Origin of the sequence: Actinoplanes sp. NPDC048796, assembly GCF_040650035.1 — a bacterium.
Lineage (GTDB): Bacteria > Actinomycetota > Actinomycetes > Mycobacteriales > Micromonosporaceae > Actinoplanes.
Window position 1 is genome coordinate 235,354 of the sequence record NZ_JBEZGO010000012.1, and the last position, 21,615, is coordinate 256,968.

Below are 21,615 nucleotides of genomic sequence, written 5' to 3' on the forward strand. Positions count from 1 at the left end.
TTCCTTCCTTATGCTGACGGGGCTGGCGGGAGAGGCGCAACGACCGGGATTTGTTTGTCGCGGTGGCTACCGGACTTGCAGCCGGCGAACGGGCCGGACGGGTCACGCAAGGAGCTCATCGCAACGTCGAGATGGTCACGCATCCACAAGGATATCGATTGCATGCCCTGGCCCGGCGAACTCGCATCTTGCCAGGCCAGCCACAACGCGTCGAGCCGCGCCACCGCCTCCGCATGCGCCCACCACTGCGGGCACCAGGGCGCCGTGGTCGTGACCTCACGCCCGAATACCGGCAGGAGCAGGCCTTCGACCCACACGGCGAGGCGTCGAAGCTCTTCGGTGAATTCGGGGCCGGCCATGAACAAGATGAACGGCGAGGGTGGTTTCGGCGGAGTTGCCGGCTCGTCGCCCGAGGATCTTGAGGTCTTCGCCTCTTCGGTGGACGTTGCTGGCTCTTTGATCGGTTCAGACACTGTCATTCCCATCGTGGGCTCAGAGAGGGAAGGGTCCGCGACCGAGGTCGAATTGGTCGGCGGCAGAAGCAGTAGCGGTCTTGGCGGCGTTGGCGGCGGCCGCGCGCTCGGCGATACCGCGTTCTTCCAGCTTGGCGGCGGCCGAGATGGGACCCGCGTCGGCTTCCTTGTACCAGGGGCGCAGACGGATGAGGGCCGGCCGAACTCCGGTCGCGAGAAGTAGAGCGGTGCCCTTCGGCAAGGCACGGATCTTGTCGGCCGGCAGAATCTGTTCCTGCCGGAAGGACGTCGAATGCGACTTGCCATCGCGTCCGCGGGAAACACTGACGGTCTTCACATCGTGCTGGCCGACCAGGCGGGCGACCTTGTCGACGAAATCGGCGTCGTCGAGGCCCGCGCCCAGCAGCTTGATGGTGGCCGCGCCCCAGAGTGCGTCCATGCCGGCCTCGCCCCAGACCCGTGCGCCCTGCTTGTAGCTCTGCAACAGGGTGACGACATTGATACCGCGAGATCCCAGGTGGCTGTAAAGGTCCGGCAGATCGGAGATGCGGCAGACGTTCGCCGCCTCGTCGAGTACCGCGGTCATCGGCGGGTCGAGGCGACCGCCCATGCCCTCGGCCGCCATGACCCCCGCCCGCATGGTGGTGTCGGCCAGCCCGGCGATGACGCCGGCTGCGGAGCCACCGCCGTCCTTGGACAGCAGATACAGGGTGTCCTGGGTAAGGACGTGCCGCTCGGGTATGAACTCCGGTACCCGGTGATCCGGCGTGACCCACGCCGCGATGTCGGGGTCGAGCAGGCAGGACACACACTGGCGCGCGGTCTCGTAGATTCCGTCCCGGGTCTGCACCGCGCCGCGAATCGTGCCTTGGAGCTGTTCGGCCATGGCGTCCAGCCCGACGTCGCGAAGCAGGTCGATGGGGGCACGATCGCCGGGGTCCGCCAGCCACCCGAGCATCCCGGTCACCGGTACGCCGTTACGGGCGGCGGCGAGGAACAGCGCGGTCAGCGTGTTCTGTGCCGCCGAGATCCAGAAGTCTTTCTTGGAACTGTCATCGTTCACCGAAGCGACGAAGTGACCCGCCATCCGCCGCGCCCCTTCCACGGTCACGCAGGACGACAGGATGTCCCACCACATCGCGCGTTCGGTGTGCGCGATGCCCTGAGGATCAAAGGTCCACACCGTGCCGACCTTCTCCCGCTGCGCTTTGGTGACGGCGAACACGTCCGACTTGTTCGACGTCAGCAGCACCGAACCTTGCGCGCGAAGCACCCGCGGAACAGCGACTCCCGTCGACTTACCGGCCCGTGGCGCCATCAGATCGAGCTCGACATCCTCGAACGAGGAGCGCAATTCCGGTCCGGACGGGTGCAGGTCACCGAGAAGATTGCCGGTCTGATCGGCCGTCGGCTTCCGTACGCCCTTCAGAGACGGGCGCAGGCCACGGGCACGCTGGACGACCGCGTCCCGTCCGAATGCCGCGAGATCGCGCGGAGTGGCCAGGCCGCTGGGGCGCTTGTGCCGAGAGCGCAGCACGGCAGTGACGAGGCCGGCCAGGAACGCGAAGAACAGGGTTACCAGCGCGATTCCCACATACACAGCCCATGCACTGATGCCAGGCCACAGCGCGGTGGGCCCGGCATCGACCATCAGCTGCACTGAACTCATGGTGATCGGTGGCGGCCGCCAGCCGCCACCGATCACGGCGGCGCCGACGGTCCCGCCGAGAAACACGGTGCCGCAGGCCGCGCCCCCAGCGGCGACCAGCACGAGAACGGTCACGCCGGCCTCGTTACCGGACCCGCCGCTCATGACCGCACCTGCGCTGGTCCGCTCCGCGTCCACCGGGTGTTCGTGTCGTGCAGGTGCCGCTCGGTGTCGGTGATGGCCATCCGGATCGGAATCCCTGGGCGCCCGCCGACCTTGATCAGGAAATTACCGCGGCCAGGGGGCTCGTCGTGCACTCCGGTACTGGCCCAGCCCGGCGGAGACGACCAGGACGAAACCATGTCGATCTCACGACGTGACAGTCCCACGATGCGGCCGAGCTCCTCCATCTCCGTACGGGGCAGGCCCGCGCAGACCACCATCCCGGCCCGTTCGACGAAACCGCGGGCCTTGGCCCGGTCGGCGTCGGTTCCGACGGACTCGGCGTCCTTCAGGGTGTGCGTGATCTTCGCGTCGCCCAAGCCCAGCGATCGGTTGAGCCGCGTGAGCGCGTCGATGCGGTCGACGATGCCGGATGCCGCGCGCAGAGGCCGCCACAGCTCGTCCAGAACGGTGAAGAACCATCGCCGGGGAGTGATGCCGGCATCCGCGAGAGCGTGCACCGCGGCCACCGTTCCCAAGCCGTCGGACCAGGCCGCCAGCATGGCCGCTGCCGTCAGTTGCGTGTCGGACTCCCCGATCCGGGAAATGTCGATGCAGACCGCCGGCGCGTCGGCGTTGATGTGCGTCGAGGTCTCGGAGGAGAACGTATCGCCGAGCGGACCGTCGAGGATGCCGAGCAGGGTCCGGTGCAGCGGGTCGACCGCCTCGCGGTAGCGATCGTCGTGTCCCCGATCCAGGGTCACCGCACGAACCGGCTCGGGCCCCTCGGCGAGCGCCTCGACCAGATCGGGCAGCACGATCGACTGGCCCTCCGGTGTTCGTTCACGCACGTGCCTGAGGCAGGCGGAAAGCACCGACTGTTCGTGGTCGTTGATCGGCTGACCACGCACAATAGTGAGCAGAGCGGCCAGCATGTTGAGCACCCGGCCATGTGTCTCCGCGGCCAGCGCTTCGCCAGCCCGGCCGCCGATACGGCGCGCCGCCGCACCCATCGCGCCCGGATCGAGAACGTTGATCCCGCCCACACCTCGGCCGATCGAGATGACCTGACCGCCCAGGGCACGAACGGTGTCCGCGTAGTCCGGTTTGAGGTCGCCGAGGACCAACGGTGTCACACCCTGCGCAGCCAGCCCGATCAGCATCCGGTTCACCAGGGTGGACTTTCCGAGGCCGGGCATGCCGAGCATGAACAGCGACGGATTGGAGATGTAGCGCGCTCGCATGAACCACGACAGCGGGTCTCCGCAGACGGTGGCTCCGGTCACCAGGTGCTGCCCGAGCGGGACACCACTCATCGGTGCACCGGAGCCGGCCGAGAACGGCCACAGCCCACACGCTTGAACGCTGGTCGCACGCCACATCGTCGGCGGGTCGAGGTAGCCGACACGGCCACTGCTCGTACCCGCCGATCCTCCGCCCTGCATCCTGGAGCCCGCGGGCTGCCTCAGGACCAGGTCCTCGGTCGCGGGCACCTGCTCCGGCATGGCGTCCAGCGCTGTCCGCGGTCCTGAGGCACCCCTACGCCACCCGGCTCCCAACCGGAACTGCCCGGTCGAAGACGCGGATTTCACAATGCCTCCTGGAATTCGTACGGAATGAGCGTGTGCTCCCAGGGAAGAATTCCCGCCGGGAGCGAGCAGGCGAACGCGGCGGCCTGCACGCGGTTGGCCGGCCGCATCGACAGACGAGAACCCGCGATCAGGTTGCGGACCGTGACATTGGCATCCACCAACTCGGCCGCCGTGTCAACGGTGACGGTCAGCAGCAACGAGAACTCGACAAGACCGGCGCCGGCGGCCTCCTCCGCGGCAGTCTGCTCGGCCGCGGACACTTCCGCGGCCGCTCGAGCCCGCACCAGACCGCGACCCGAGGTCGCCATGAACTGAGCGTTGCGGCGGTCGGCCTCGACGATCCGGGCCGAGGTCGCCGGGTCGATCGGCCGGTAGATCAGAGCAACCCGCTTGCGGCGCGTACCCGGAGCCGCTTCCAGAACGGTGCGCAGCACGCCCGAACCCACCGTTCCGCGCGGTGCCATCGTCAGCATCCACGTCCGCGAGACGCCTGAGTCGTGGGCGTATGCCTCCACCGATTCCACCGACGCCGCCGGGCCGGCGTCTTCCCACGCCAAGGCCGTGCCGCCGTAGGCCGCCCGCGCCTCCAAGACCTCAGCCGCCACCGCGGGGTCGTACGCCACGCGGATGACTTCGGCGATGCGCTCGGCCGACAGTGGCTCCGCCGAGCCTCCCCCCGCGCCGACCAGGCCTCCGCACAGCCCGGGTATCCGGACTGCCAGGTCGGCGATGACATCCTCCAGCTTGTGCTTCGTACCGCCCGGAGCGGCGTAGGTGAGAGTCACGTAGGTGTGCATCTCGGAGGAGGCGGCCGGATAGCGGTTCACGATCTCCTCCATCACGGCGCGGGCGACATCGGGGGCGTCCGGGGACAGGCGCGGCAGCACCTCGGCGGCCAGCGTCATACCGGAATCCGGCGCCGTTTCCACGACGACCGACGCCCCACGCAGGTTCGGCTCGTGCGAGAGCCGCGCCAGCCAGTCGCCCCACATCGCCACCCAGACGTCGACCTGTTCCTGGTCGACAAGCCCGCCACCGTCCGGTACGCACTCGAGGACAACCGTGAAGCGGTTTCGGCTGCGGTGATGCAAGACGCCGAACGGCCGATCGAACGCGTCGAGCCCCTCCCCCACGGTCACCTTGCTCAGAAGCCCGGGCGGAGCGAAACGGCCGCCCGGCCGCTGAGACAGCGGACCGGAGACGTAGAAGTTCTCGCCGTGCGCGACGCGCCTGCGCCATCCGAGCCGGACGGTAAGGATTTGATACAGATTCCGGCCGTCCTCGGTGCGCACAGCCAACGGTCCGATCATGACCACGATGGGCATCAGCACCACCAGAGCGGCGGTCAACGAGATCAGGGAAGCCAGCAACACCGCGACGATGCCGCCGAACGCGCCAATCGTGCCGATCAGGCCCAATGGCCCCAGACCTGACCGGCGTGGACGCCGCCAATTGCCGTAGGTCCTCTGCGAGACATTCTCACCCGACATTGTTGCCTTTCGTTCCGACGCCGCGACGGCTTGCTGTCAATGCCACGTCAGTGCTCGTCCCCGCGACCGCCCGACACCGCGCCGGAGGCCACGTTGGTGGCGTGCTTGACCGTGCTGTTTCCCGCTTTTGCGAGCAGCTGCGCGGCACCGCCCAGAGCACCGCCGACCCCCCGGGCCGCGCCGGCTGCCGCCCGGCCACCCATACCGCTCTTCCCGGACGCACCGCCATTGGATGCCGGCGCACCGCCTTTGGAGGTCGGCGCGCCACTCGGGCGGGAACGGCCTGCGCTCCCCGACCGGCCGCCGCCCGATATCGACCGCCCGGCGGCGGTCAGGACAGAACCGGTCGCACCGGCCGCCGAGGAGGCGGCCGACGCGGCCCCGTCGGACGAGCCGAGCGCCGCAGCCGCGGGGACGACCAGACGAAGCAGACCGGGCAACGCCACAGCGGACAGCAGAAGAACCCCGCAGCCGGCGATCTTCTGCTGCGTGGCGTTGTTGCCGCTGTAGCCGATCATCGTTGTCCCGACGTACAGGATCAGGCCGACCGCGGGTTTGTAGATCAGCCAAGCGGCGAGCCACGCGATGTGCTTGCGCCACCACGACGACCCCCAGTTGGTCATCGAGGCGGAGGCCGCCATGGGCAGCGTCCCGACGAGCAGGACCATCACTCCGAGCCGGATGTAGAGCAGGATGATGTGGATGATGCCGGAGATGATCAACAGCAACCCGATGATGATCAGCAGGAAGGTCGCGATGCCGCCGTTGTCGCAACTCGCGATGCTTTGCAGCTGCTTCTGAACACCCGCCTCGTACAGATGAGTGGTGTACGTGTCGGAGAGAAGAGCAAGCTGGCCTATGACAAACGTTCCCGCTCCGGCGGTCACCATGAGCCGCAGAAGGCCCTTGATCGCTATCATTCCGGCTTCGCTACGCATTTCCAAAGCCATGCGAACCGCCGCGAACAACAACGAGGCAACGGCGATGGTCACCACCAGCCAATTGGTCTGCAAACCAATTTTGTGGTTCATCTCGCCGTCAGGCGACAGGGTCGGAACCTTCTGCGCGAAGAGACTGGCGGCCGCATTCATGATGGACGAGGCGATTTTTCGGAGGATACCGTCGATGCCGCTGTCGAGCAGTTCGGCAAATCCGCCGAAAGCCCCGAAGTAGATGGCATCACCGTTACTGCAATCCGGCACGTCAATTTCCCCACAGTATGAAGCCGGCGGAATCCGCAACCGGAGTCAACGGCGAATACAGGTTACCCGTCTCAGCAGGCTCGATCTTCCAATCGCCACCGGACCATGCCATTCGGTAGTCCGTGGCGGCATAACCGATGGCACCGGCCCGGATCAGAAGACGAATCGTTGCCGCCTCACCCGAGTAGAACAGCAGCGAGAACCCCGCGATGGAACTCGTGGTGTTGCGCACCGGCGGATCCACGATCGACGAACGCATCGCAACGAAGAGTTCGCGACCCGTGCTCGGCACCACCTGTTGATCGACGATGGTGCGCCAATCGGTGCCACTCAGTTGCCGCGGAATCACGTGGGCAGCCATGATGGCACCGGTAGGCGTGTGCGCGAAACACCACAACATCGACCCATGCGTGCGGCGCGGTCCAGCCGAGGTGGACAACGGCACTGGCGCGCCGTTCAACTGCCGCCATGTGATGTCCTCCGGCGGCCGTACGGGCGCATCCTGCCGGCGGTCGTCGCTGCGGCAACCGACCGGCCGAGCACCCTCCAAGGGTGCGCCCTCGCTGAGCGGACCGCGCGCCGCAACCGATTGCGTCGGCGCGGGTTCCGTATCTATGAAGGCCACGACTACGGCGGCGACCAGCACCATCCCGAAAAACGCGGCGGAGACCTGCCATCCTCGTTGTTGCCAGAACGGCCGTGCGTCGACGTCGCGAGTGAGCCGCCACCGGCGCCTCATAGCGGCCTCCATTCGGAATGAAATCGAGCAGAAACGGGTCTACTTCAGCTGAAGAAGAACTGGACCAGCGGTCCGGCGGTGGCCACCAGGACACAGCCGCCCAGAACCAGGCCAAGTTGGCCCATGTGCTCTGAGCTGTCACCTCGCTTATGGGCAATTGCCATTTTGGCGCCTGTGATGAGCACACCGGCGACCCCTGCCGCCGTACCGGCCCAGGCGATCAAGCCCAACCCCGTCGTCACCAGGGTGGCCAACTGCTCCGGAGCTTTGCCACCCTTCTGTGGCTGCGGGACTTCAACCTGAGGAAACAGCAGGAAGACCATTTTTGTAAGTTCTTGAAGAGACATTCAGTGCTCTTTCGTCGGCGCCGCCGCGTCCACGATCACGCTACGGCAGGGGTATGTTCAAGAATTGGATGATCGGCCCCGCTGTCATCGACAAGAAACAAGCAGTCAGGATCAAAAAGGCACGTTTCATGGTTACCGCACCGAACCCGATCTCGCCACGGCGTAGCTGAAGTGCCAAATCTGATCCAACGATGAGAACGCCGCCGACACCGGCAGCCGTGACGCACCAGGCAAGGAGATTGAGCAGATTCAGGTCTGCCCTGCTACCCTTTGTTTCGCCCGGCTGGGCGCGATTCGTAGCCACTGCGGGGTTGAACGGCGCGATGGACGGCGCCGGCGGAGCAACGTTCTTCTTCTCGATGTGCTGACATTCCAATTTTCCGCCCTGGACCGTGCCTGAAAACGTGCACCACGTCCTTCCGGTGACGTCGTAACCCTGCTTACTCGGTCCCAAACCAATCTTGAAATCGACGTACAAGCTGCCGTCCGGTGGAGGGTCGACGCTGAGCGTGGCCTTTTGCCCGACCAGAAGGCCGCTCCGGCAATGAATGGCACCGCCGCGGCCGCCCCGGTCGAGCAAACCCTCATTGCCACCATCCGACCAGGACACGGAGGCACTGTTTCGCAGGCACACTCTCTCGACGGTGTATGCCCCTTTGCTGTGAAAGTCGACCGACACCAGCCCCGCCGGAGCAGAGGCTGCGGGCGAGTCCGCGGGAGAAGGGGACACGGGAGCCCGGGCAGGCCGGGACGAGTGGCCGGTCTGGTGCGGTGCCGCCGACGCTGTGCTCGACAACCCGAACGCCAGCAGGCCGACAACGGCAGCCACCGACACCACAGCCGAGATATAGCGTGGTGGCCGAAGGCACGCTCGGACAGCCGCATACATGACCTACCTCCGCTTCTGCTCAAATGTGTTCTGCCGGAGCTCTTCAGGCGAACGACGCGCACCCTCGCGACTCTTACAGAACGGACCGGACCGGACCTCGGTTCACGGATTCTGAAATTTCCTGGACCGGCGTGCGGCGGTCTTGATCACGTTTCTGTTCAGGTGGACTGCCGACGACCGCGGAATACGGGCCGAGGCGGCAAAAGATTGGCTGACAATGCGAATGAACCAAGGCCGGCTTCTTCCGTCAGTCCTGGCAAACCCGGACAACACATGAACGCGAGGAGCCCGTGGCCGGAGGCAGCGCAGATCAGAATTCAGGCCAGTCAGGTTCCAAGCCGCCGGACCCCACCCAAACGACGATCAGCATCGTGGTTTCACTGGTGGCTCTTCTTCCGTTCATCCTCTTGGCCATCCTCGCGGTAGTCTTCATCGCAGTGATCATCGCCGCTGTCAGCTCGTCGCAGGGCGGCCCAGGTGCCCCCGGAAGCAGCTCCGCCCCGGCGGCAGGAGGGAACGTCGCCAATCTGAACGCGGCTCAATTCGAGCAGATGTTTCCTGCCCGGAGCCCGTTTTACACCTATCAAGGATTGACGACGGCGATGGCGCACTATCCCGCCTTCGCGACAACCGGCGACGAAACCGCACGGAGGCGTGAGCTCGCCGCTTTCCTGGCCAATGTCAATCGTGAGAGCGGTGGCCTCATCTACGTCGAAGAACTCAACCGCTCCGCGTGGGGCAACTATTGCGACGCCGGTCAACCGTACGGTTGCCCCGCTGGGCAGACCGCTTACCACGGGCGAGGCCCCATCCAGCTGTCCTGGAACACCAACTATCACAGCGCCGGCCAAGCCCTCAACATCGACCTGCTCAACAATCCCGATCTCGTGAAGAACGATCCTGCAATAGCCTGGCAGACAGCGCTCTGGTTCTGGATGACACAGCAGGGCGCGGGCACCGCGACGCCACATGACAGCATGACCAAGGGGGCCGGGTTCGGGGAGACCATCCGCAGCATCAACGGCATTCTCGAGTGCAACGGCGGCAGCCCCGAAGCCGTGCGCAGCCGCATCGACGCTTACGTGCGCTTCGCAGCGATTCTTGGAGTCACACCGGACCCTCGACAAAGCTGCTAAGAGCACAAGGGAGCGGCGAGGCAGGTCCTTCGTTCTGGCCGAAGGGCTGCAGGGACTGCCGCAGGCGCACCGGGCCGGCAGATACTGCTCGCTCCGGCGCATCCACGCAACTGCAACACGCGCAGCGGCCTCGCCGCCGGCTTCGAGGGTGGCGCGCGATCGTAGTCGGTCAGCCGCGGGGCACGGTCCGTCAAACTATTGCGTAAACGACTGCCCGGACGCTTGAGGACGGCGTGGTCGACTAGGACTCGAAGACCGACTATCGTCATAGCCGGCTGTCCTCGGTTCAGGTTGGATGTTAGTCGCGGCTCGGCCGCTATCCACGTTGGCGGCAGAGCGGATGCTTTCCTGTCCCCAGTCTGCGATCGTTACCGGTGTACCAGGACGGCTTAAGTCGGGAGACGGTTGGCCGCTCTGATAACGGGCGGCTTGTGCGCCTTGGACATGGTCTGCACGGCGAGCAACCGGCGCCGGGGGTGCCGGCATGGACCAAGAAGGTACAGGCATAGTTCGACGCTGATCCGGGACTTGCACCTGAGCATAATTTTGGCGCGCCGTCGGCAACGGCGCGCCGCTCCGGTGAGGGAATTCAGTCATGATGTGGCGCAGATTTGTGAACTCTTCCCGATTCTTCTGGTCATAGAACATCTTCATCATAATCGGATGCGAATTGATCAGGCTGTCAGCGAAGTCACGCATTTCAGACTTCTCATCGTCGGTATAGTTCGCCGCATCTGCGAAAGCTTGCTCAGGCGCCCGCTTGATCTTTGGATCAAAGAAGCGCAGCACACGAGACCCGAACCGCCTTGCCCAGGCCTTTCCAGCTAGGTCATTTTTCCTATCATTAGCCAGATCGTTCCGTAGGCTACTGTGGTTCTCCACGCTCTTGACATAGGCCAGGAGCGCCTCCCTTTCCCTGGGCGTCAATCTCTTCGTCCTAGCGAATTCACGGACATCTTGCGCGAACAGCGCAGCCGTCGCTCGCTTCGCCCGCCCGTCCGTAGACTTCGATTGCTGTTTGGTCGAGTACGGATTCTGCTCATTCGTAAACTGTTCGGGCATATTCTTTCACGCTCCGGAAGGCATTGTTCTGTTCGGCATTATGCAACGCTGCCTAGGTTCAGGCGACGGGAAGGCGATACCTTGCGAATTTCCTCCTAGCGTCGCGCTCGGTCCGGCCCGACAGGGCCGAACTCAGTGCCGCACGAAGAGGCATATTTGAGTTATCCCCGTCGTAGCGACACACCCCTCGCACTCTTCTACATAGGAACGGGAACGAGGCGGCGAAGTTCAGCGCGCCGGCCACCTGCTCGCCGGCATCCGCGGTCGGCTTCACCGAAGTGGTCGACGATCTCGTCTTTCCTGGGCTCAAAGGTCCGGCTGGGCTCAAGGATGCGGCTGGGCGGCGCCGTCGTCGACAGCCCAGCCGGATGACCGTCTCGGTTCGAGCGCCCTTCAAGAGGACCGGTCTACGTCACATCGTGGCCTGGCGGTCCCGCGGCGGGCGCCGGCATGGGGCAATGGCCCCGGCATGGACTTCTGCTGATCATCGACGCCACGCCACGCCGAGTCGCTGCGAGACGACCCCACCGGGGGGGCACGTCGAATCTACTTCCTGCCTCACGAATTGAACCGCTGGATACTCACGCCCGTTCCAAGTGTGTCACCAAGTACGGAAAGACAGCTGGGGGACCAGACGCAGACATCCATCGGAAAAATTTACCTGGATAGGCTGTCTGCCAGCACCGGCGCCGATAATTAACTCCACTCCGGCAAGGCCCCTTACTGCAGTGACAGCCCGCTCGCCGACAAGATCACAAAGTTCGGTTGCCATAGGGCATCACCGTCGTCCGACCTCACAACCCGATGAATGAATTGAGGAGTATCAATGACTCGCGGAATTGAGATCGAACTTCCGTCAGCTCGCATCACGATGCCTTCAGAATACGGTCCAGACCCGGGAGCCGTCGTGGCGAGGACTAATGGGGTCACCGTCGTCACCGATCGATCTGCACTCCCTAACAGCTTCATCGCCGAGATCGTCTCCGATCCGATCAAGTCATTTTCCTACGACTCGGACTCCGGAAAAGATCCGGATCTCGTGAACGAGGCGGTCCGCCAGGCCGCCGCAGCACTCACAGGCGCGCCTAGGCGTGGCCGTTCCGTACCAGATACATTCCGCCAATCGGGTCGATGGACTGTAAATCGCGCATTCCGGGAGGCGTATGTCTCGTCCGTTCGGCTGCCTTCCTTTATGAGCGTTGGCGCTCAATTCACGCAGTCCATCGATCAGTACGCCAGTGCCAAGTTCATCGCGGACGTCAATGATCGGTTCCTCACCGATGGCCCATGGAAGGAAATCGACCGGGCAGCTGACCACATTGCGAAAATGGTCGGCTCGCGATTTGCAGCGGAATCGAACGGACGGCTGCCCAATTACGAAAAACGTCTGCTGGAGTCTTATCTCCGGGTCGCCATCCCGCACTGGACCGCGTCGGCGATTCAACACGTCAACCAGGCCCAAGGAGGATCGATCGACTACGCCAAGAAGTTGATTCCCGTACTCATGCGCAAAGACTATGCAGCAGCCAACGAGGCCCTTCCAGACAATGTTAGAAATTTTCTCATGGCGCACGGCGAAGAGATCAAAATGGAGGTCAACAGGCAGTTTTTCGGCGCTGGCTCAGGGATGCCGCCCGGCCGCTCTCTAGCAAGTCGAGGCCTTCGCAACCCGGACCGACAGAACGACCAGGCAATTTGGCAAATGATGCAGGACGTGGGGATTATTGACTCGAACGGCCAGCCCAACATATTTCTGGAATCCGACCGGAATAACCTCACGGTCGGAGACTTCGCAGATAATGCATTGTACGGCCACGTCGGCCCGAACAAACGGCCGATACCCCCCGCTCCCACCGCCGAATTCCTCGGAGTGCACAAAACCTTCGACAACAGCAACACCAGAACAGGAGAACACTACTACGAATTTCGGCACCATGACCGAGGAATATCTGAGGTGGACCAGGTTTTACAGCGTTCGGAACAGATCAACGGACTCGCGATCGAGGCGCAGTCGGCGCCCTTGATGCAGCCGCAGGAAGTCCTTGACATCGATTTCTGCATCAGGACGATCAATCAGCAGATCTCCGCCGCAAGCCAAAATCTTCACCAGAGTCTGGCATTGCAGCGTGCAAATCCTGCACACGTCGTGCCGCACACAGTAGATACGGCCCGACAGAATGAATCCGAGGCCCTGACCAATATGCGTTTCGCGGAACTGAACGCCAGCAATGCCGAGCAGATGGTTTTGACGTCAATGCTCTCGAATGACCCCGCCATGCAGGCGGCGCTTCGGGAAAGACATGTTACGACTCAACAGACGCATAGAAGTACGGTCCAAACCCTGCACGACTGTCGATATCAGTCAAGGGTGGTAGGTTCGAATCAGTCAAGCGCCGCGACAACGCCTTCCACCTCACTAGGGTCGACCATATCGCAAATTGCCGGCCTTCGATCTCCGCACGGATATTCCGGTTCTCAGCCAACGCCATATTCTACGTCTACGCAGCGCTCTCAACGCCCTGGTCCATCGACATATCAGGGCCACGGAAGGGGCGGCGGCGCTTCATGATGCCTCCTTCTTGGCATGTGTTCGATTGTGGTTTCCGCTATCCCTCCCAGGATTGAGCACAGCCGCATAAAGGGCAACGGTCGAATGCAGGTCTCCAGGCAGGCGGCGGAGCAGCGGTCCGCTACGTTCGGCCGCTGCGCCTCGCCTGAGTGAGCGCTCGAAATGGCAATCAGAAGGGTGGGCCGGCGTGGATTTCGAGTCCGTATCACGCCGGTGGAGGCCCGCTAGCTTTCCGGGTCGAGAGCATCGCCGGAAGCCAGGTATTCCTCGACGTCGTCGAGGCAGCGGCGGACGGCGCCGGGGACGGCCGCCCGGTCCCGGGGTCCGAGAGCGCTGCTCGCTGCGGGCCGACGGGCGCACCCACCTCGTCGACGGCCTCAACCGGGTTCCCGGCAAGATCCGCGATTGCGGCGGCGCGATGGTCGCGTAGCGTTCGACCCCGGTCGACGACGGCCTGATGCACGAAGACCCGGCGCTGAACCTTCCCGCCTCCGCGGTCGGGGCGTCGTTCGGCTACGGATGGTTCGTGCGTGACAACCCACGTACTGGAGTAGGGGTCGACCGGTGCGGCCGGATCACCTGGTTCAGATTGACTGAAGAGAGGCGGACGTGAGCCAGGGCGTGCCGGTGGAACGCGCACCGGTGACGTCCTCCTCGTCACACCCGCCCGGAAACGAGGAGGATGCCACTCGCGGTGATGAATGGCGATAGCCAAGCCCAACCAGACCGGCCCGGGCCTTGTGCACCGACTCGTCGCGCCAATATTGACTCGCTTGGCCACCACGGCGTTCCGAAGTTGCCTCGCGACTGAGATGCGGGTTGAAGGCGGTAATGCACGCTGTTCGGGGGTGGGGCTTGGAGATCGGTCTTTTACTTTACGGCCAACGCAGATCACGTCGGCACACGGTCGAGCCGTCGGCGCCCGGCAGTTCCGGACTCTGCCACCCTCGGCACCGGCGGCGGAACCGGTCAACCGTAGACAGATGAATGCCATGACCAGGCTCTTTCCACGTAATCCAAAGCTGCCTGAGCGTTCAGTGAACTTCGCTGGTCTCCATCCGTATGATCCTTTGTTCGGAATTGTGGACACACGCTCGCCCTTATGAATTATTTAACCCTCTCGTGGCAATCTGCCCGCGACCCATGACGTCGGAACAGGAGAAAGACCACATGCGATTGCCCCGGGTAATTGTCGCCCTCCTCGCCGGAGTCGCGCTGGCCTTATCGGCGGCCGGCCCCGCGTCGGCCATTCGAGGCGGTACGGAGGCGGCACGACCCTATTCGTTCGCCGGCTCGCTGCAACGCCCCGAGTCGCCCCGCGCCGACGGGCACGTCTGCGGGGTCACGCTGATAGCGCCGAGATGGGCGCTGACCGCTGGGCACTGCGCCCGCAACCCGAGCGGCGCTCAGGTCGGCACGCCGAGGAACTGGACCGTGCGCATCGGGTCGCTCGACGTCCGCTCGGGAGGCCAGGTCGCCCGGGTGGAGAAGTTCTACAGTTACTCGTCCCGGCCGGTGGCCGACGGTGACATCGCCCTGCTTCGACTGGACAGGCCCATCGCGGCCGTTCCGGCGGCGCTGCCTCGCACTCGCCCGGCCGCCCACACCGTCGCCCGGATCATCGGTTGGGGTGTCACATGCGACGAACCGCAACCACAGTGCTATCCCACCCGGCTGCGTGAGGCCGACACCCGGTTCCAGGCGACCGAGCTGTGTGACCCCAGCGGCATCGTGAAAGAGCGCGAGCTGTGCGTCGGCAGTCCGGACGGGAAGGTCGCCGCGACCAACATGGACTCCGGTGGACCCGCCCTCGTTCGCTCCGCCCGCGGCTGGATCATCGCCGGCACGGTCAGCGGCAGCAACGGCGACGATCAACCGGTCGTCTACACCGATGTGAGCTACTTCCGGAAGTGGATCACCGGGATCGTCAGCGGATCCGACGTGCCCGCCGACAGCCCGGTGCCCGACCTCGAGGGCGCGGTCACGGTGAACGGCTGCTCGGCCTCGGTCGTGCGGACCGCCTCCTCCGCGCCCACGGACCCCGCGCTGCTGCTGACCAATGGTCACTGCCTCGAGCAACGTCCTGTTCCGGGTGGCGCCGTGGTCGATCAACCGGACGATCAGATCGTCCGCATCGGCGACCACCAGGGTTACCCGCAGGACAGCGCTCGGACCACCCGGCTGCTCTACGCCACCATGACCGGCACCGACGTGGCGCTCTACCGCCTGGACAAGTCGTACGCTCAGCTCCGGGCCAAGATTTTCCTGCTGGGCACGAAGCCCGCGGCCGCCGGCGACCGGATCGAGATCATCTCCGCGGGCGAGGGCAACCGGTACTCGTGCACTGTCGATACGGTCGTCGCCCACCTCCGTGAGGACGGTTATCAACAGGACGACGCGTACCGCTACGATCCGGCCTGCGACCCCGGCCACGGCTCCTCCGGCTCGCCTCTGGTCCTGGCCGACGGCACCACCGTCGTCGGTGTTCACAGCACCGGCAACGACAGTGGCGAGCGATGCACCGAGAACAACCCGTGCGAGGTCGCGGCGGACGGAACGGTCCGAGTGGAGCAGGGACGTCGGTACGGTCAGCGCACCACCACGCTGCCTGCCTGCCTGACCGTAGGCTCGCGGCTCGACCTGAGCGCGCCGGGCTGCGGCCTCACGCCTCCGGCGTAACCAGCCGGCGCCGACGCGACAGAGCATCGGATCGAGGTCCCGGGCCGCATGGTGACGGCCCGGGACCTTCGTGCTGCCAAGCGGTAGGACCGGACCGTCGCTGTGACCGCCGCAACCGTTCCACATTGCCGGGGCGTGGCGGCGTCAATACCATTCGTTCGACCTCCAGAAGCGCGGTTCAAAGGCATCAGGCCTTGGACCTGAACTTTCCCGGACGCGCCTCGTCTGATATTCGAAAATCGCGTATCCACCCGGCCCGAGAGGGTATCGACGCACCGTGAAAGGGGCACTGACCTGCACCTCGCGAGTTCTGCGGGCTGGTTACAGAGGCTTCTTCAAGGAGCGAAACGGAAACCGGACCTCCCCTCTCGGTCAGGTGACTCTTATTGCATTGGTCAAGTGGGCTCGATGAGCGCAGACTTGGCATCTGAATTAGTTCGGGCCAGAGAAGACGGGAGAATGGATATGACGATCAAGGCATTGGTTGTCGGCGCGACCGGAACGGTGGCCAAACCGGTGGCACACGAGCTGTTGGCGCGCGGTGCAGACGTTTACGCCCTGGTGCGTGACTCGTCACGGGCGACGGTCCTTCCCGAGGGTGTCACGCCGGTCGTGGGAGACCTGACGGACCGGGCCGCCGTCCGGGCAGCACTGAAGGGTATGGATTCGGTTTTCTTCGTCCACCCCCACATGGATGATGACGTCGCCATCATCCATGCCTTCGTGGACGCGTGCGAGGAAGCCGGCGTGCGTATGGTTTTCGGGGGCTACCACGTCGACGACCCCGAGATCCGTGCCACCATTTCACGGCAGATTCCGATGTACGGAGGAAAGCTTGAAGTAGCGGCACGCATTGCCGATCCTCAGGTCGATTCGGTGATCCTCAACCTGCCGAACTTCGCCCAGAACGACGAGTTGTTCTTCGACGAGATCCGCGCCGGCTTGTTCCCGATCCCGATCGCCGACGGCGGAACCGGTCGATTCGACCTGCGCGACTCGGGAGAGATCGCCGCCCGGGCCATGCTCGACGAGACCTACCTCGCGAACGGCTGGTACAACCTTTCCGGCCCGGAAACCCTGAACGGCCCCCAATGCGCGGCGATCTGGTCCGAAGAGCTCGGCCGACCGGTTCGTTATCTCCAAGATGGCGATGATTGGAAGGCGATCTTCTCCGAGCGACTCGAAGGACGCAAGTTGGAGGACTGGCTTGTTGCGCACGACATGCTTGTCGGCAAGGTGCCCCAGCCGGTCAACCCCGACGACCTGGCGTTCACGACGAAGATCCTCGGACGTCCGCCGCGCACCTATCGCGACTTCGTCAAAGATGCCATCAAGAACTTCTGACATCTGGCCGGCGTAGCCGGGCGGGTCGCAGCGACTGTCGCGGCGCGCTTGCCCGCGGCAGCGGAGAGAGGGCCAGGTGCTGCGCCCGCCCAGCGCGCGGTGAGCAACCGGTCGGGGTGGCGCTTTCGCCGGTGGACGGTCGAACTTCCGGCGCCGTCCGCCGTCGGCTAAGGCGATGACCACTTACCTTGATCCGGCCGCCGCCGAGCGGGTGCCGCTGGCCGCGCGAGACCTCCCGGCCAGCACATACGCCCTGCTGCAACGGGCCGCCGAACAGCACGGCGACCAGGTCGCCCACACCTTCCTCGGCCCTGGATACACCGACGGCCGGCCAGTCACCTACAAAATGCTCAGGCAGAGCGTCACACGGACCGCGAACGCGCTGCACCGGCTCGGGGTCACCCGGCGCAACGCGGTGGCGCTGCTCAGCACGAACAACGGCGAGATGGTCACCAGCCTGCTGGCCGCCGAGGCGGTCGGCATCGCTCAGCCGATCAACCCGGCCCTGGCCCCGGACGCCGTAGCAGGCCTGCTCCAGGTGGCTGGGACCACGGTGCTGATCGCCGCCGGGCCGGAGATCCATCCGCAGCTGTGGCAGCTCGCCGTCGGTCTCGGCCGCCGGCTGAGGCTGGACGCCGTGCTGGCCCTGCGGCCGGACGGCCCCCGCGATCAGCGCCCGGAGCTCGTCGCCGAGGACGTACGGGTCGCCTATCTGGAAGACCTGGCGGCGGCCGAGACCGGTGACCGGCTCGTCGCGCCGCCGCCGCTTCCGCAGGAGGCGGCGGCGTACTTCCACACCGGCGGCACGACCGGAACCCCCAAACTGGCCGCGCACACCCATGCCAACGAGGTCTTCACCGCGTGGTCGGCCGCGGAGACCGTCGGCGACGATCCGGTCCTGTTCGGCGGCCTGCCGATGTTCCACGTCAACGCGGTGGTGCTGTCGACCCTGGTGCCGATGTTCGTGGGCGGCCACACCGTGTGGAGCGGACCGCTGGGCTGGCGCGACCCGGCCCTCTACCCGATGTTCTGGAAGCTGGTCGAGCAGCACCGGATCAGCACGATGTCGGCCGTGCCGACCGTCTACGAGCAGCTGGCCCGGGTCCCGGTCGACGCCGACGTCTCGTCGCTGAAGTTCGTGGTCAGCGGGGCCGCCCCGCTCCCGGCGGCAGTACGCGAGGGTTTCGAGAAGCACACCTCGGTACCGGTCTGCGAGGGGTACGGGCTGACCGAGGCCACCTGCGCCTCGGCTCGCATCGTGCCCGGCCACCCGCGGCCCGGGTCGGCCGGCCTGCGCATGCCCTACCAGCGGATCCGCGCGGTCGACCCGGCCGACGGCACGCCGCTGCTGGCCGGCCGAACCGGAGTGATCACGATCAGCGGCCCGAGCGTGTTCCCGGGCTATGTCGTCACCGGCCCGCACGGCGCCCGCACGCTCGACCCCCTGGGCAAGGTGACCGACGGCTGGCTCGACACCGGGGATCTCGGGTACGTCGACGCCGACGGGTACGTCTATCTGACCGGCCGGCTCAAGGACCTCATCATCCGGGGCGGGCACAACATCGAACCCGCCGTCGTGGAGGACGCCGTCCGCAGCCATCCGGCCGTCACCGGCGCCTCGGCGGTCGGCCGGCCCGACCCGCACGCGGGCGAGGTGCCCGTCTGCTACGTGACCGTACGACCCGGCGCCGGCGTCACCGGCGACGAGCTGGTGGTCTGGGCCGCCGGGCGGGTCGCCGAGCCGGCCGCCGCGCCCAAGGCGGTGTACGTCGTGAGTGAACTGCCGATCACCGCTGTGGGCAAGGACTTCAAGTTGGCCCTTCGGGCCGACGCCGTACGCCGGGTCGTCCAGGACGAGCTGCCGGACGTCGCGGTGACGGTCGAGATCGAGGACGGCACACCGGTGGCCGAGATCAATGTCGCCGACGACCGGATGGCCGCGGCCGGCTCCGTGCTCGGCCGGTATTCGTTCCGGTGGCGACAGGCGACTCGATAGAAGTCATGCCGGGCGAGGTCTCCGATGAAGGAGGCCTCGCCCAGGTGCGGCGGCATACGTCACGCGAACCTTGTGCAATTCACTGATGAGCAGGAGTCTTTTTCCGTGACCTTGATGGAAGAATGTTTCGAAGCGCAGAGCGTCTTGCATTCCGTGCAAGGCGTTTTCGAGACCCTGGCCCGCCGCTGGACCGGTGACATTCTCAGCGCCGCGCTGGAAGGGGCCCAGCGCTTCCGTGATTATCGGCGCGCGGTTCCCGGCATCTCTGACCGGATGCTCGTCCAGCGGCTGCGCGAACTGGAGAACCTCGGCCTGCTGTCCCGGACGGTCGTTCCCACCTCGCCGGTGCAGGTGCTGTACGCGCCCACTCAGCACGCCGTCGATCTCATGAAGGCGTCGCGGCCGCTGCTCTGGTGGGGCAAGCAACACGTGGCGAAGGCGGGAGCGGATGTCTACGCTCCCGCCTCCTGACCACCCGATCAGTCGCCCAGCGCCGGCTCCAGGCCGATGACCGGCACCTGCTCGTCACCCGCCTGCTGCTCCGGGGCCTCGGTGTGCCGTCCGTCGGACGAGCGGATCCCGATGACGACCACCGCGGCCGACACCAACAGGATGACACCGGCGATCAGGAATCCGCGGTCGAAGCCCTTGACCAGGGCTTCGGCCGCCCCGGTTCCCTCGGCGACCAGGTCAGCCGTGTACGCCGCGGCAACCGAGCTCAGCGCGGCCAGGCCGATCGCGCTGCCCAGCTGCTGCGAGGTGTTGATCAGACCGGACGCCAGCCCGCTCTCCTCCGGCCGCACGCCGACAGACGCCACCAGGAACATGGCCGCCCAGGCGAAGCCCGCGCCGACCGCGGTCAGCAACATGCCGGGCAGAACTCCGCCGGCGTACGAGCTGTCCACGTCCAGCAGGCCCAGGTGGAAGAGCCCGGCCGCCAGGATCAGCAGGCCGATCCACAGGGCCGACTTCGGTCCCGCCTTGGCGATGAGCTTCTGCGCCACCGTGCCGGCAACAGCCATCGCGACCGGCCACGGCAGGTACGCCAGGCCGACCTCGATCGGGCTGTAGCCCTTGACCTGGGCCAGGTACAGCGTCGGGAAGAACATCATCACGAACATGCCGCCGGTCATCAGGATCATCGACAGGTTCGCCGACGTCAGGGCCCGCACCTTGAAGATGCCCAGACGCACCAGGGGCTGCTTCGACGCGCCTTCGATGACGAGGAACAGCGCGATCAGGACAGCCGCGGCCCCGATGAACAGCCACACCTTGCCTGAGCCCCAGCCCCACTCGGCCGCGTTGACGACGCCGTAGACCAGCAGGAGCAGAGCGCCCGTGATGGTGATCGCGCCGGGCAGGTCCAGGCGGGCCTTGCCCTCGGTCACGTGCCGGCTGTTCGGGATGGCCCGCAGCGCGCCGAAGATGGCGAGCGCCGCGATCGGCAGGTTCACCAGGAAGATGGCCCGCCAGTCGAGCCACTCGGTGAGCACCCCACCGGCCAGCATGCCGGCGGCGCTGCCGGATGCGGTGACCGCGCTGAAGACGCCGAGCGCCTTGGCCCGGTCCTTCACGCCTTCGAAGGTCACGATGATGATCGACAGGACGGCGGGCGAGATCAGCGCGCCGCCGAGACCCTGAATCGCCCGGCCGATGATCAGCGTCTCCGGGTTCTGCGCGAACCCGTTGACCGCGGACGAGATGCCGAACAGCGCCAATCCGATGACCAGGAGGCGCTGACGGCCCAGCAGGTCACCGGCTCGGCCGCCGAACAGCAGGAATCCGCCGAACAGCAGAATATAGGCGTTGATCACCCACTGCAGCTGAAGCTGACTGTCGAAGTTCAGACCCGTGCCGATGGACGGCAGCGCGACCGTCACGATGGTCGCGTCCAGCACGACCATGAACTGGGCGACGAGGACGATCCAAAGGATCGTCTTGGACCTTGCCATTTTTTCCTCACAAGTATGGACACCGGCCGGATTCGGATCGGCCGCGCCATACCAGGATTCGCCTTTCATCAATCGCCGGCAAACCACCCCCAAGTAACTAACTAATTTCCCGGATTTGATTAGTGCCAACGAATTGTCGTCAGGTGTGACCGGACCGCCCGCTGCGGTGTGTCGTCAAGTGCGCGGGGGCGACAGCGAGCCTCGCGCGCCGGCTGGACGCTCGTGAGGTGCGGGATCTGACCGCTTCCGGCAGCTCGCCACAAGGCGGAGATCAATAGGTCGTGGGGCTGCCCAACGGACCACAGTTGTCACCAGGCGGTTGCGCCACGTAACGG

Annotated in this window: 16 protein-coding genes; 6 read left to right on the forward strand and 10 right to left on the reverse strand. The window is 65.4% G+C overall.

From position 1 onward, the window contains the following. Positions 1–8: 8 nt before the first annotated feature. From AB0C26_RS36490 to AB0C26_RS36525, 8 genes are all read right to left on the reverse strand, one after another. On the reverse strand, positions 9–473 hold the full coding sequence (locus tag AB0C26_RS36490; protein WP_360257077.1) for a DUF4913 domain-containing protein: 465 nt from the start codon (positions 471–473) through the stop codon (positions 9–11). Positions 474–492: 19 nt separating this feature from the next. Continuing rightward, positions 493–2,256, reverse strand: coding sequence for a TraM recognition domain-containing protein (locus AB0C26_RS36495; protein WP_360257079.1), 1,764 nt, complete (start codon positions 2,254–2,256; stop codon positions 493–495). A 26-nt stretch (positions 2,257–2,282) separates the two neighbouring features. Continuing rightward, the gene (locus AB0C26_RS36500; RefSeq protein WP_360257081.1) at positions 2,283–3,599 is read right to left on the reverse strand and encodes an ATP/GTP-binding protein; all 1,317 of its coding nucleotides are present in this window, start codon (positions 3,597–3,599) and stop codon (positions 2,283–2,285) included. Between the two features lie 272 nt (positions 3,600–3,871). Beyond that, positions 3,872–5,365, reverse strand: coding sequence for an SCO6880 family protein (locus AB0C26_RS36505; protein WP_360257084.1), 1,494 nt, complete (start codon positions 5,363–5,365; stop codon positions 3,872–3,874). Positions 5,366–5,412: 47 nt separating this feature from the next. Further along, complete coding sequence (locus AB0C26_RS36510) at positions 5,413–6,567, reverse strand: hypothetical protein (protein ID WP_360257087.1); 1,155 nt, start codon at positions 6,565–6,567, stop codon at positions 5,413–5,415. Between the two features lies 1 nt (position 6,568). Further along, positions 6,569–7,306, reverse strand: a complete 738-nt coding sequence (locus AB0C26_RS36515) for a hypothetical protein (protein ID WP_360257090.1) — start codon at positions 7,304–7,306, stop codon at positions 6,569–6,571. A 44-nt stretch (positions 7,307–7,350) separates the two neighbouring features. Further along, a complete protein-coding gene (locus AB0C26_RS36520; RefSeq protein ID WP_360257092.1) occupies positions 7,351–7,653 on the reverse strand; it encodes a hypothetical protein in 303 nt (100 codons plus the stop codon). Between the two features lie 40 nt (positions 7,654–7,693). Next, positions 7,694–8,263 carry a hypothetical protein gene (locus AB0C26_RS36525; protein WP_360257094.1) on the reverse strand — a complete coding sequence of 190 codons (570 nt, stop codon included), beginning with the start codon at positions 8,261–8,263 and terminating at the stop codon, positions 7,694–7,696. 650 nt (positions 8,264–8,913) lie between these two features. On the opposite strand from AB0C26_RS36525, the gene AB0C26_RS36530 reads away from it, so the two are divergent. After that, entirely contained in the window at positions 8,914–9,678 is a 765-nt protein-coding gene (locus tag AB0C26_RS36530) for a chitinase (protein ID WP_360257096.1), read from the forward strand. 195 nt (positions 9,679–9,873) lie between these two features. On the opposite strand, the gene AB0C26_RS36535 is transcribed toward AB0C26_RS36530, so the two are convergent. Next, entirely contained in the window at positions 9,874–10,740 is an 867-nt protein-coding gene (locus tag AB0C26_RS36535; protein ID WP_360257098.1) for a hypothetical protein, read from the reverse strand. Positions 10,741–11,566: 826 nt separating this feature from the next. Between AB0C26_RS36535 and AB0C26_RS36540 the strand changes: the two genes are divergently transcribed. The 5 genes from AB0C26_RS36540 (at position 11,567) to AB0C26_RS36560 (ending at position 19,799) form a co-directional block, all read left to right on the forward strand. After that, positions 11,567–13,309: a hypothetical protein gene (locus AB0C26_RS36540; protein ID WP_360257100.1), complete on the forward strand. Its 1,743-nt coding sequence runs from the start codon at positions 11,567–11,569 to the stop codon at positions 13,307–13,309. A gap of 1,170 nt (positions 13,310–14,479) precedes the next feature. Beyond that, a complete protein-coding gene (locus AB0C26_RS36545) occupies positions 14,480–15,988 on the forward strand; it encodes a trypsin-like serine protease (protein ID WP_360257103.1) in 1,509 nt (502 codons plus the stop codon). Positions 15,989–16,447: 459 nt separating this feature from the next. Further along, positions 16,448–17,332, forward strand: coding sequence for an NmrA family NAD(P)-binding protein (locus tag AB0C26_RS36550; protein ID WP_360257105.1), 885 nt, complete (start codon positions 16,448–16,450; stop codon positions 17,330–17,332). Between the two features lie 175 nt (positions 17,333–17,507). Next, positions 17,508–19,328, forward strand: coding sequence for an acyl-CoA synthetase (locus AB0C26_RS36555; RefSeq protein ID WP_360257107.1), 1,821 nt, complete (start codon positions 17,508–17,510; stop codon positions 19,326–19,328). A gap of 114 nt (positions 19,329–19,442) precedes the next feature. Continuing rightward, complete coding sequence (locus AB0C26_RS36560) at positions 19,443–19,799, forward strand: helix-turn-helix domain-containing protein (protein WP_360257146.1); 357 nt, start codon at positions 19,443–19,445, stop codon at positions 19,797–19,799. Between the two features lie 8 nt (positions 19,800–19,807). On the opposite strand, the gene AB0C26_RS36565 is transcribed toward AB0C26_RS36560, so the two are convergent. Then, on the reverse strand, positions 19,808–21,280 hold the full coding sequence (locus AB0C26_RS36565; protein WP_360257109.1) for an MFS transporter: 1,473 nt from the start codon (positions 21,278–21,280) through the stop codon (positions 19,808–19,810). Positions 21,281–21,615 lie beyond the last annotated feature (335 nt).

Bases quoted from the DNA above. Each gene is read 5' to 3' on its own strand.
- AB0C26_RS36500 (WP_360257081.1), bottom strand. From the start codon at position 3,599: ATGAGTGGTGTCCCGCTCGGGCAGCACCTGGTGACCGGAGCCACCGTC.
- AB0C26_RS36505 (WP_360257084.1), bottom strand. From the start codon at position 5,365: ATGTCGGGTGAGAATGTCTCGCAGAGGACCTACGGCAATTGGCGGCGT.
- AB0C26_RS36515 (WP_360257090.1), bottom strand. From the start codon at position 7,306: ATGAGGCGCCGGTGGCGGCTCACTCGCGACGTCGACGCACGGCCGTTC.
- AB0C26_RS36520 (WP_360257092.1), bottom strand. From the start codon at position 7,653: ATGTCTCTTCAAGAACTTACAAAAATGGTCTTCCTGCTGTTTCCTCAG.
- AB0C26_RS36535 (WP_360257098.1), bottom strand. From the start codon at position 10,740: ATGCCCGAACAGTTTACGAATGAGCAGAATCCGTACTCGACCAAACAG.
- AB0C26_RS36540 (WP_360257100.1), top strand. From the start codon at position 11,567: ATGACTCGCGGAATTGAGATCGAACTTCCGTCAGCTCGCATCACGATG.
- AB0C26_RS36545 (WP_360257103.1), top strand. From the start codon at position 14,480: ATGCGATTGCCCCGGGTAATTGTCGCCCTCCTCGCCGGAGTCGCGCTG.
- AB0C26_RS36550 (WP_360257105.1), top strand. From the start codon at position 16,448: ATGGATATGACGATCAAGGCATTGGTTGTCGGCGCGACCGGAACGGTG.
- AB0C26_RS36555 (WP_360257107.1), top strand. From the start codon at position 17,508: ATGACCACTTACCTTGATCCGGCCGCCGCCGAGCGGGTGCCGCTGGCC.
- AB0C26_RS36560 (WP_360257146.1), top strand. From the start codon at position 19,443: ATGGAAGAATGTTTCGAAGCGCAGAGCGTCTTGCATTCCGTGCAAGGC.
- AB0C26_RS36565 (WP_360257109.1), bottom strand. From the start codon at position 21,280: ATGGCAAGGTCCAAGACGATCCTTTGGATCGTCCTCGTCGCCCAGTTC.